This window comes from Flavobacterium galactosidilyticum, from assembly GCF_020911945.1.
GTDB lineage: Bacteria > Bacteroidota > Bacteroidia > Flavobacteriales > Flavobacteriaceae > Flavobacterium > Flavobacterium galactosidilyticum.
Window position 1 is genome coordinate 3,414,961 of the sequence record NZ_CP087135.1, and the last position, 12,221, is coordinate 3,427,181.

The following is a 12,221-nucleotide window of genomic DNA, read 5'->3' on the forward strand; positions in this document are numbered from 1 at the left end:
TATTTCCCGACCCATTATTCCATAAACCAGTATCAAAACGAAATCAATGTTGGTATACAATACTTTGCGAATTAACGGCTAAATTAAACTTGGAATAAAGAGCTGCTGTAAAACCAATTATAGCGCTTTTTTTGAATGGCAGTCATTATATCTCCACCAACATCAAAATTGCCGAAATTATCGATGCAAATAGCATACGCATTAACCTCTTATACATGCAGGTGAAGTCTCCATAATTCCTATTTTTTAATTTTTTATACTATTAAAAAGTAGAGCTGCAACTATACGTGTTGTAACTTATAAAAATCACCTAATTAATTTCTAAACATTTAACTTTAATTCGATGAAGTTTTATTATTTAATACTTGCTTGAAAAAAAATCAGTTCACAATTTCAAAGAAGAAATTGTGAACCAAAGTATTTGAAGCCATTCCAACCCTATCTAAAAGCAACGATTTGTACTTTTTTCAAAAGACTTTGCTAATCTGGAAGACAATTATGAATACTTTAGCTCGGCATCTATTCAAAAGCCTTATGTATCGTATTTATGTCAGCATGCAACACTCTAATTTCTGGAGTTTTTATCATGAGTTTCGCCACTTGAGAATCTCTAAAAAGCAATTGGATTTGAACATTTCGATAATCTAGCTTCAATATCTTGCTGTGGAAGTCCAAAATAACAGCTCAAAAAACTGTATCGATTATATCAAAAAAATTATCCTTATTAGCAGGTCATACAAGTTTTAATTTTTTGCGTTTCACTCATAGAAAAAATATTTAAAGATTAAAATAACATATCTATAATATATTTACAAAATACTAATAATAAGCTACATAAACCCCTATCTTTTTCTAATATCTAAGTTATTACCTTTATTTAAAATGTCAATATTTTTTTGAAACGAACAGAAAAATCCTCAAAAAATTGGAAACTTCAACTTTTTATGATGTAATTATCACTATGATTTCTGGAGTTTATTCTCATTTATAATCTTTGTTTACTTTTTTCAAACTATAGCATTAACCGAATGATAGAAGCAAAAAAATCTTAAGCACATCTTCTGTCAAAGTATTACAAAAATTTAATTCTTGTACAAAAGTCAAGGAATCAGACATTAACAAATGTTAACAAAATAGATTTTCAATAACCATAAATAATTGTATTTTTACGGTTCAAAATTTAGAAAAAATAATGGGCAAAATCATTGCGATTGCTAATCAAAAAGGAGGCGTTGGAAAGACTACCACATCAGTTAATCTTGCTGCTTCATTAGGAGTTTTAGAAAAAAAAGTATTACTTATTGATGCTGATCCACAGGCAAATGCTAGTTCCGGCTTAGGAATTGATGTTGAATCTATTGAAATAGGTACGTATCAAATTCTAGAACATAGTCACACACCAAAAGAGGCTATTATAAAATGCACTGCTATAAATGTTGACATTATACCTGCTCACATTGACCTAGTTGCCATCGAAATCGAATTAGTAGACAAGGAGAACAGAGAATATATGTTCAAAACAGCCTTGGAAAGTGTTAAAGATGAGTACGATTTTATCATCATCGATTGCGCACCATCATTAGGTTTGTTGACTCTAAATGCTTTAACAGCTGCTGATTCAGTAATTATTCCAATACAATGCGAGTATTTTGCGTTAGAAGGCTTAGGGAAATTACTAAACACGATAAAAAGTATCCAAAAAGTACATAATCCAGATTTAGATATCGAAGGACTATTATTAACCATGTTTGACTCAAGATTACGTTTATCCAATCAGGTAGTTGAGGAGGTTCAAAAACACTTTAACGATATGGTTTTTGAAACCATCATCCAAAGAAATGTGAAGTTGAGTGAAGCACCAAGTTTTGGCGAAAGCATTATAAACTATGACGCTACAAGTAAAGGGGCAATTAACTACCTGCATCTTGCTCAAGAAGTTATAAAGAAAAATAGCAAATAATTTTATGGCAAAGGCAATAAAAAAACAAGCTTTAGGAAGAGGATTATCCGCATTATTAAAAGATCCTGAAAACGATATAAAATCGGTAGAAGATAAAAATGCAGATAAGGTCGTGGGAAATATCATTGAGCTTGAAATTGAAGCTATTGAAATAAATCCGTTTCAGCCTAGGAGTAATTTCAATGAGGAATCACTAAGAGAATTAGCCACTTCTATAAAAGAATTAGGCGTAATTCAACCCATTACTGTTCGAAAGTTAGATTTTAATAAATACCAATTAATTTCAGGAGAAAGACGTCTTCGTGCTTCGACTTTAGTTGGATTAAAAACGGTTCCTGCTTACATCAGAATCGCAAATGACAATGAATCACTTGTTATGGCATTGGTGGAGAACATTCAACGTCATGATTTAGATCCGATAGAAATTGCGCTTTCGTACCAACGATTGATTGACGAAATTCAGTTGACACAGGAACAAATGAGCGAACGTGTTGGTAAAAAACGATCCACAATCGCGAATTATTTGCGTCTTTTAAAGTTAGATCCAATCATCCAAACAGGAATTCGCGATGGCTTCATTAGTATGGGACATGGTCGCGCCATAATCAATATTGAAGACCAAGACATACAAACAGATATTTATCAAAAAATTGTAAGCCAAAATCTATCTGTGCGCGATACTGAAGCTTTGGTCAAAAACTATCAAGAAAGTTTAAAACCAAAACCTGCTGGTAAAGTAAAAACAGCTTCATTTGAAATTGCAGAGTCTCAAAAAAGCACTTTCACTAATTATTTTGGAACTAAGGTTGATGTAAAAGTGGCTGGAAACGGAAAAGGAAAAATCACCATTCCATTTCATTCTGAAGAAGACTTCAATAGAATTATCAAATTAATAAACGAATAAGTGAATAAAATTATTTTCATAGTTCTATTCTTTGTTACCATGGGAACTGCAACAGTTTTTGCGCAAACAAAAACTGACGCAGTTCTTGTGGCTAAAGACAGTTTAAAATCAAATGATATTGATCCTCTTACGCCAGCAAAAGCTGCTTTTTTCTCTGCTGTTTTACCAGGTTTAGGTCAGGCTTACAATAAAAAATATTGGAAAATCCCTCTAGTTTATGGAGCTTTAGGAACTAGTATGTATTTTTATATTAGCAACAATAAAAATTATCATAAATATAGAGATGCTTACAAAAGTAGACTGGAAGGATATGTTACTGATGATTTAGCGTTTTTAGACAATAACAGATTAATTGCGGGACAAAAATTTTATCAACGCAACCGAGATTTATCTGCTCTTGTTACTTTGGCATTTTACGCCTTAAACATTATCGATGCCAATGTAGATGCGGCCTTAATACAATTTAATGTAGACGAGAATTTGTCAGTGAAACCATTTATCTATCCTAACGATGTAACATTAAAAACAAACGTAGGACTAACTCTTAATTACAATTTCTAATAGTAGCTGCAATTAGGAATCGAAGAAGTCAAACAACTGCTAAATATGCCATTAATAAATAAAATAGGAAAAAAATATTTCTTCGGTATCACTGCAGTTTTACTGCTAATTAATATTATGAATTACTCTCATTTTAAAGCTTTGGATTCGTTTCGAATGAACGATTTCTTTGCTGGTTTCTTTGCTGGAAGTTTGATAGTATTCTTACTGACAGGAACGATCAATTATACAAAATTAAAAAAATAATATAATGAAAATTGCGCTTTTAGGATACGGAAAAATGGGTCAAGTAATTGAGCGAATAGCACTTGAAAGAGGTCACGAAATTGTTTTGAAAAAAGACGAAAACAACACCTTTGAAGGACTTTCAATTGCTGATGTCGCAATTGATTTCAGTGTTCCAATGGCTGCAGTAGAAAACATCTCTAGCTGTTTTAATGCTAACGTGCCGGTTGTATCTGGAACCACAGGATGGCTGGAGCATTACGACGAAATGGCACAATTGTGTATGGCTAAAAATGGTGGATTTATTTCTAGTTCTAATTTTAGTCTAGGCGTAAATATTTTCTTTGAAATCAACGAATATTTGGCAAAAATCATGTCTAAATTTAATTCTTATTCGGTGCAGATGGAAGAAATTCACCATACTCAGAAACTAGATGCACCAAGCGGAACAGCAATTTCCTTAGCGAAAGGTGTGATCGAAAATAGTGCCTATAAAGAATGGACATTAGATAACGCATCAGCTGAACAAATTCATATAGAAACAAAACGCATTGGAACTGTTCCGGGCACTCACACTGTAACTTATAATTCAGCTGTTGATGCTATCGAGATTAAACATACCGCGCACAATCGCGAAGGTTTTGCTCTAGGAGCTGTAATTGCAGCAGAATGGATTGTTGGAAAACAAGGAATTTTCACAATGAAAGATGTATTAGAGTTTTAAATTTAAAATATAATTAAGTTCTAAAGAGTACTATTTTAAATAGCTTTATCAATAGAATAAATCAAAAATAAGAACTGGCAAACTTTCTAAGTTGCCAATTTTATAATTCAAAAAAAATATATTATGTCAGCATATCAGTGGTTTGTATTTTTTCTACTTCTTCAAATTGTTCACTTTTTAGGTACTTGGAAATTGTATGAAAGTGCTGGAAGGAAACGTTGGGAAGCAGCAATTCCCGTTTACAACGCAATTGTATTAATGAAAATAATAAAACGTCCTACTTGGTGGACCGTTTTACTATTTATTCCAATTATCAACTTGATTATGTTCCCCGTTATCTGGGTTGAAACGTTACGCAGCTTTGGAAAACGATCTGCCTTAGATACCTTTTTAGGAATTGTAACTCTTGGATTTTACATTTACTATGTGAACTACACACAAAAACTAGAATATGTAGCAGACAGAAGCCTAACTCCTCAAAACAAGACTGCTGACACTATTAGTTCATTACTTTTTGCAGTAATTGTTGCAACTATTGTGCACACCTATTTTATACAACCGTACACAATTCCTACCTCTTCATTAGAAAAATCTTTATTAGTAGGTGACTTTTTATTTGTAAGTAAAATGAATTACGGGGCAAGAGTTCCTATGACAACTATAGCACTCCCAATGGTTCATGACTCTATTCCTTTAACTAAAATAAAATCCTATCTTACCTACCCACAACTACCCTACATGAGATTGCCGGGAATTCAAAATATTGATAGAACAGATATTGTTGTGTTCAACTGGCCTGTTGATACCGTTTACAAGTTTTATGACACATCAAAAAGACGCGCTTACAAACCTGTTGATAAAAAATCAAATTATGTAAAAAGATGCGTAGGTATTCCAGGCGACACCTTATCCATTAGAGATGGCTTAATTTACATCGATGGGCAATTATTACAATTACCACAAAGAGCAAAACCTCAGTTTTCTTATAAAATTGCACTTGATGGTAAAACTCCTGTAAATCTTGAATATTTATTTAAAGATTTAGACATTACAGATCCAGCTTTTTTTACAAATGACACAAAAAGAGATACGCTTTTCTTAAATGCTTTAACGGAAGATGGAGCTCAAAAATTCAGAAACACACCTGGAATTTCTTCTGTAACAAGACAAATCAGTAAGAATGTTGATAATAGTGTTTTCCCACATATCAACAAATGGAATCGCGATAATTATGGCCCGATATATATTCCAGAGCAAGGAAAAACAGTTCCATTAACGTTAGAAACATTGCCCTTTTACAGAGCCATAATATCAGATTACGAGAATAACGATTTAAAGGTAGATGGATCGGTAATTAAAATTAATGGCGAAGTAGCTACTACTTATACATTTGCTCAAAATTACTATTGGATGATGGGAGACAACCGTCACAACTCTGAAGATAGCCGTTATTGGGGGTTTGTGCCTCAAAACCATATTGTAGGAAAACCAATTTTTATTTGGTTAAGTATTGATCCTAACGGAAAAGGTATAAACAAAATTCGTTGGGATAGAGTTTTTACTACCGTTAGCGGTGACGGTCAACCGCAATCTTATTTTAAATTATTCTTACTGGGTCTAGTCATTTTCTTTGTAGGTGAATATTTTTGGAAAAAAAGAAAACAGGCAAAAGTGTAAATACAATTAATTAAATTTTAAGGTTTAAAATGATTTTGAACCTTAAAATTTAAATTTCAAACGAATCAGCAAATGGATACTTTATTACATCCCACCTATTTCCCATCAATTAGTCATTTTGTAGTGATGGCTCAATCGGAGAATATAACGTTTGAAATAGAGGATAATTTTCAAAAACAAACTAATAGGAATCGCACATACATCTACAGTCCAAACGGAATTCAACTGTTAAATATTCCAATAAAACACTCGAAAGAAAATCGTCAGAAAACCAAAGATATCAGAATTGAAACTGATTTTGACTGGCAAAAACAGCATTTCAAATCTTTTGAAGCTGCCTACCGTAGTTCGCCTTTTTTTGAATTTTTTGAAGATGACCTAAGACCTGTTTTCGAAAAGAAACATGAATTTCTATTAGATTTGAATTTTGAAGCATTGGAAATAGTCTTTAAATGCTTACGCATGAAAGTGGAATGCAACAGAACTACGGAGTATTTTCATGAAGTTGATCACAATACAACCAGCGACTTTAGACATCTAGTTGAAGGAAAAAAAGACACTTCAGAATTTGGAAAATATACTCAAGTTTTTGATGACAAATTTGGTTTCATCAATAATCTTAGTGTTTTAGATTTGCTTTTTAACGAAGGCAAATACGCAATGGATTATTTGAGAGAACAAACAATACTAGTAAAGTAGAAATTAAAATAACTCTATTCGTACGATAATCTAGCTAAAACTGGAAAGTGGTCTGAGTTAACAAAATCCGGAAAACTCTCAAAGTTTTTGACAATCATTTTTTCATCAGCAAAAATATAATCGATACGTGCAGGATAATACCTGAATTTGTAAGTAGCTCCAAAGCCACTTCCAGCCTCTTCAAAAGTATCTTTCATATTCCCTTTAATACTTCGGTACACATACGAGAACGCGCTATTATTCATATCTCCGCATATTATAATTGGATACGTACATTCCATTTTATGCTTACGAAAAATCTCTGCTTGTTGCTGTTGCTGCTTGAATGCTTTACTGATACGTAAAAAAAGCTTTTGTGATTTTTGCTGATCTATGACGTCAATATTTTCGTCAATCTCATTGACATCAGGCGAAATTTTAATGGATTGCAAGTGCATATTATAAACTCTAATAATGTCTTTACCCTTTTTGATATCTACAAAAACAACATTGTTATTAGAGTTAGGGAAAATAATATTACCCTCATTTATAATGGGAAATTTAGAAAAAATAGCTTGACCAGATTTAATCTTAATACCCGTTGTAAAAATGTAACGATGTGGATATACTTTTAAATCAATATTAGCAGAAGGCGCATATTCCTGTATACACAATATATCTGGATTCTTATCATTTATGAATCCCACAATATCCAAAGGCACGTCATCTCTATCAATCCATTTGAATACATTCAGCAAACGGACATTATAGCTCATTACCGTGAAATCTTTTTCTTCTTTAGGGAAATTTGGAACAGAGAATTTGTAGAATTTATTTATAAATGTAATTCCTAACAGCAAAACCAAACCAGAAACAATCAACTGCTTCTTGAACTGAAATGCCCAATAGATAAACAACAATGCATTAAGAACAAAAAAAAGCGGCATGAACAGCGTAAGAACTGATAAGAGCGGAAATGATTTAGGCGCTAAAAAAGGTAAAACATAAGCAACTACAGTCACGAGAATAAGTAAGATATTCAAAAAAAACATTACTTTATTAAACCATGACAGATTTTTCATTTCCTATATTTTTGTATTTCCAAAAAATAAAATCTACTAGTTGCGACAATTTATTACTCTCAACTATTACTACTTCCCTACTCTGAATAGAAATTCTTTTTCTTCTTTATTTAAACTATCGTACCCAGACTGACTAATTTTATCTAAAATCTCATCAATTTGTTGTTGCGATTTGTCTTTCGTAATTATTTTTGAAACACTTTTCTCAAGCGGCTTATTATAATTCTTGTGTACTTTTTTGAACGGTGTTGCCTTTTGTTTTCGAAACAAATTAGTGAAAAAATCTAAAAATGAAGAAACAATTTTACTTAAATCAGTTCCATTTTGAAGCAATTTAATAAATATAAAACCAAAAAATGCTCCGGCAAGATGCGAAATATGCCCGCCCATGTTTTCGGATCGCAATTGCATTAAGTCAACTAGTATAATTACCGCAGCTACATGCCACAACTTTACATTTCCGATAATAAACAAACGAAGTTCCATCAGTGGATTGTATGTTGTTGTAGCCACTAAAATGGCCATAATCGCCGCTGAAGCACCTATTATAGGAGCACTAATATTTAAAATATAAAATATAGAAATATAAACAATTCCCGCAAAAATAGCACTCAAAAAATACAAGCCTACTAACTGCTTACCTGTAAAATAAGTCATAAACAATCGACCAGCAAAATTCAGAACAATCAAATTAAAAAGAATGTGCATAATTCCGGTATGAAAAAAAGCATAAGTGAGTAATGACCATGGTTTCCAAATTAACAACGCTGGATTTGATGACAAACTTACGTATTGCATATAATCGATAGTAATTCCTACCAACGACAAAATTGAGAAAATTAACCAAGGAATTACAAATAACGCCACATTCCAGAAGATGAGCTTTATCACTATTCCCCCAACTTTATACTGCAATTTTAAGTCATCAATTATATTCATATCGTACACTATTTAATATTTTGCTTAATTCCAACGATTTTCATTGAATTGGTTTTTCTTCCAATACCACATAATAAGGAATCCAAAAAAAGCACCACCAACGTGAGCAAAATGAGCAATTCCGCCACCTCCAAAAATAGATTGACCTGAAATTCCTAAATACAAATCGACTAGAACGATGCCTGGAACAAAATATTTAGCCTTAATTGGCACCGGAATAAACATCAAAGCTAACTCAGCATTAGGAAACATAAAAGCAAAAGCTACAATAGTTCCATAAATAGCTCCTGATGCTCCTACCGCAGTAACCATGTAAGCTTCAGTAAAATTTTTAAAATCAGAAACCGATAGCAATTCTTGCCATTTGGTATTTATTTTACCCTCACTCAAAAGTTGTAGAACCTCTTGTTTAGAGAAACCGTTCGCCATAAGTGTATTCAAACCACCTTCAAAATAATAGTAATTTACAGCCGTGTGCAACAAAGCTGCTCCTAGTCCACACGAAATATAAAAGAATAAGAATTTCTTACTTCCCCAAATACTTTCCAATGCAGATCCAAAAGAATATAATGCAAACATATTGAAGAAAATATGCATATATCCACCGTGCATAAACATGTGTGAAATAGGTTGCCAGAATTGAAATAAAGGATTCTCCGGAAAATACAGCGCTAAATATTTGTAAGCGACATCGCCTAATGCTAATGTTCCCACAAAAAACAATACATTAATAATAATTAATTGTTTTACGGTTTCAGTTACGTTTCTCATATTGCAAATTTTTTATCTAAATCTTCCACACGCATCGTGATGAAAGTGGGTTTGTGAAATGGTGATACGTTGGGATCTTTGCACGCAAAAAGTCCATTCACCAAATTTTCTTGTTCTTTTTCTGTTAAGTGAGTTCCAGTTTTTACGGCTAAACTCTTCGCCATCGATTTTGCTATAGTGTCATTTTGACTAAAACTACTTTCTGGAATTCCATCTTGTAAATCACTTAATAGTTGTTCGAAAATAATAGAAACTTCACTTTCAGTTACATTAACAGGAATTCCTGAAATAACAATATGGTCAGCGTTATTTTCTTCAAAAACAAAACCAGTATTCCTTAGTGAAAGTTGTAATCCAGCTATCAGTTCCATTTCGGTGGTCGAATAAAACAAATTTAACGGAAATAACAATTGTTGACTAGAAGCTTGATGCACAGTCATATTAACTAAAAACTGCTCATACAAAACACGCTGATGAGCGCGCTGCTGATCTACGATTACCATTCCTGATTTTATTGAAGAAATAATGTATTTTTTATGAATTTGATAGGTCTTATGAACTGAATGTTCCACTTCTTCGTCATTAAATAAAGACGAAGTCATCTCTTCATTTTCAAAAGTAAGATTTTCTATTTCTTGCGGTTCGTGCTTTAGTCCCACATACAAACTTTCCCAATTTGCAGTTGATTCTGTTTTTTTATAAGTAGAAAACTGCTTGCTAGGCTTCTCTTCAGAAAACGGATTAAAGTTTCCATCTATCTGAATTGTAGGTGTGGACCCATTTAAATCTTTATAATGATATGGCGTATCTAAATTTGAATCGCGATCAAAATCTAAAACAGGAGCAACATTAAACTGACCTAAACTATGCTTAATTGAAGCTCTCAAAATAGCATACAAAGCTTGTTCGTCGTCAAACTTTATCTCTGTTTTAGTTGGATGAATATTGATATCAATGGTATTAGGTGGCAGCGTTAAATTCAAAAAGTAACTAGGCTGAGTACCATCTTTTAAAATTCCGTCATAAGCAGCCATTACAGCATGGTGCAAATAACCACTTTTTATAAAACGATCATTGACAAAGAAAAACTGTTCACCACGACTTTTTTTAGCAAATTCAGGCTTACTTACAAATCCATCGATAGTTACTATTTCGGTTTCCTCTTGAACTGGTATTAGTTTTTCATTGGTTTTACCAGAAAAAACTGCAACAATTCTTTGACGCAATGTAGAAGGAGCCAAATTGAACATTTCGCTCCCATTGTGATAAAATGTAAAATGGATTTTTGGGTGTGCCAAAGCTACTCGCTGAAACTCATCAATAACATGGCGATATTCTACCGTATCCGATTTTAAGAAATTTCGTCGTGCGGGAATATTAAAGAATAAATTTTTGACTGCAAATGAGGTGCCTTTTGGCAAAACCGCTGCATCTTGCGATACAAACTTACTACCTTCAACAACGATGTGTATTCCAAGTTCTTCTTGATCCTGCTTAGTTTTCATTTCCACGTGAGCAATTGCCGCTATAGAAGCCAATGCTTCACCTCGAAAACCTTTGGTATGTAAAGAAAATAAATCTTCGGCTTGACGAATTTTAGATGTGGCGTGACGTTCAAAACACATGCGTGCATCGGTAACGTTCATCCCTAAACCGTTATCAATTACTTGTACTAATGCTTTTCCGGCATCTTTGATAATTAGCTTAATATCTGTTGCCCTTGCATCAACTGCATTTTCTAGCAATTCTTTAACCACTGATGCGGGTCTTTGAACCACTTCACCAGCAGCGATTTGATTCGCAACATGATCAGGAAGTAACTGAATAATACTCGACATTAAATAATTGAAGTTTAAAGTTTTTGATATTAATTTTTAAAACCAAGAAGTGCAAATTTAATGAATTTCTATGGGGATTGGTAGCTTAATTAATCATAAATAAAACAAAAAAACCTATACTATTTGAAACAGTATAGGTTTAATAATTTACTACTAATTTACTATTTATTCTTTTAATTCTAAAGGCCCTCCTTCTTCAATCTGAAGAGGTCCTGAAGACAACAAGTGTTGATTATCTATTTGGTGCGATAATGATGCTTGCTGACGAATAAAGGCCATTTTTATAGCTGCAATTGCTGCTTCTGTTCCTTTATTTCCATGAATACCACCGCTTCTATCAATGGATTGTTGCATCGTATTATCAGTCAAAACACAAAAAATAACAGGAATATCAGTCTGTACGTTCAAATCCTTAATTCCTTGAGTCACGCCTTCACATACAAAATCAAAATGTTTTGTTTGTCCTTGAATCACACATCCAATGGCTATAACAGCATCAACATTTTGAGTCTGCAACATTTTTTTAGAACCATATATCAATTCAAAACTTCCAGGAACATTCCAACGAATAATATGATGTGCTGGAACTTGATTTTCTAGAAATGCCTCAATAGCACCTTTGTAAAGTCCTTCAGTAATTGAATCATTCCATTCTGAAACAACAATCCCAAAACGAAAATTTTTCGCACTTGGAATTGAATTTTTATCGTACACAGATAAATTTTTATTTACAGTAGCCATATTAAAATTAGATTTTACAATTTAGAAGTTAAAGATACGAGAGAAGGTTAGAAATTACAAGTTTTTTGAAAAAAATTCAATAACTAAATAACTTCTAACCCCCACTATTTATAAACTAAAG

General features: G+C 32.7%; 12 protein-coding genes. 7 read left to right on the forward strand and 5 right to left on the reverse strand.

Features of this window, described 5'->3' with window-relative positions; translation table 11 throughout:
• The first annotated feature begins 1,192 nt into the window (after window positions 1-1,192).
• The 7 genes from LNP27_RS14730 (at window position 1,193) to LNP27_RS14760 (ending at window position 6,750) form a co-directional block, all read left to right on the forward strand.
• Window positions 1,193-1,960, forward strand: coding sequence for a ParA family protein (locus LNP27_RS14730; RefSeq protein ID WP_229942404.1), 768 nt, complete (start codon window positions 1,193-1,195; stop codon window positions 1,958-1,960).
• A 4-nt stretch (window positions 1,961-1,964) separates the two neighbouring features.
• A complete protein-coding gene (locus LNP27_RS14735; protein ID WP_229942405.1) occupies window positions 1,965-2,864 on the forward strand; it encodes a ParB/RepB/Spo0J family partition protein in 900 nt (299 codons plus the stop codon).
• Entirely contained in the window at window positions 2,865-3,425 is a 561-nt protein-coding gene (locus tag LNP27_RS14740) for a DUF5683 domain-containing protein (RefSeq protein ID WP_229942406.1), read from the forward strand.
• 45 nt (window positions 3,426-3,470) lie between these two features.
• On the forward strand, window positions 3,471-3,671 hold the full coding sequence (locus LNP27_RS14745) for a hypothetical protein (RefSeq protein ID WP_229942407.1): 201 nt from the start codon (window positions 3,471-3,473) through the stop codon (window positions 3,669-3,671).
• A 4-nt stretch (window positions 3,672-3,675) separates the two neighbouring features.
• On the forward strand, window positions 3,676-4,374 hold the full coding sequence (gene dapB / locus LNP27_RS14750) for a 4-hydroxy-tetrahydrodipicolinate reductase (RefSeq protein WP_229942408.1): 699 nt from the start codon (window positions 3,676-3,678) through the stop codon (window positions 4,372-4,374).
• Between the two features lie 123 nt (window positions 4,375-4,497).
• A complete protein-coding gene (lepB, locus tag LNP27_RS14755; protein ID WP_229942409.1) occupies window positions 4,498-6,051 on the forward strand; it encodes a signal peptidase I in 1,554 nt (517 codons plus the stop codon).
• Between the two features lie 72 nt (window positions 6,052-6,123).
• On the forward strand, window positions 6,124-6,750 hold the full coding sequence (locus tag LNP27_RS14760) for a WbqC family protein (RefSeq protein ID WP_229942410.1): 627 nt from the start codon (window positions 6,124-6,126) through the stop codon (window positions 6,748-6,750).
• Window positions 6,751-6,764: 14 nt separating this feature from the next.
• Here LNP27_RS14760 and LNP27_RS14765 read toward each other — a convergent pair whose 3' ends face one another.
• From LNP27_RS14765 to ribH, 5 genes are all read right to left on the reverse strand, one after another.
• Complete coding sequence (locus LNP27_RS14765) at window positions 6,765-7,811, reverse strand: endonuclease/exonuclease/phosphatase family protein (protein WP_229942411.1); 1,047 nt, start codon at window positions 7,809-7,811, stop codon at window positions 6,765-6,767.
• Window positions 7,812-7,880: 69 nt separating this feature from the next.
• Window positions 7,881-8,750, reverse strand: a complete 870-nt coding sequence (locus tag LNP27_RS14770; RefSeq protein WP_229942412.1) for a rhomboid family intramembrane serine protease — start codon at window positions 8,748-8,750, stop codon at window positions 7,881-7,883.
• A 24-nt stretch (window positions 8,751-8,774) separates the two neighbouring features.
• The gene (locus tag LNP27_RS14775; RefSeq protein WP_229942413.1) at window positions 8,775-9,521 is read right to left on the reverse strand and encodes a rhomboid family intramembrane serine protease; all 747 of its coding nucleotides are present in this window, start codon (window positions 9,519-9,521) and stop codon (window positions 8,775-8,777) included.
• The gene (mutL, locus tag LNP27_RS14780) at window positions 9,518-11,359 is read right to left on the reverse strand and encodes a DNA mismatch repair endonuclease MutL (protein WP_229942414.1); all 1,842 of its coding nucleotides are present in this window, start codon (window positions 11,357-11,359) and stop codon (window positions 9,518-9,520) included. Before mutL ends, LNP27_RS14775 begins: the two co-directional genes overlap by 4 nt.
• Before the next feature lie 165 nt (window positions 11,360-11,524).
• On the reverse strand, window positions 11,525-12,100 hold the full coding sequence (ribH, locus tag LNP27_RS14785) for a 6,7-dimethyl-8-ribityllumazine synthase (protein ID WP_229942415.1): 576 nt from the start codon (window positions 12,098-12,100) through the stop codon (window positions 11,525-11,527).
• Window positions 12,101-12,221 lie beyond the last annotated feature (121 nt).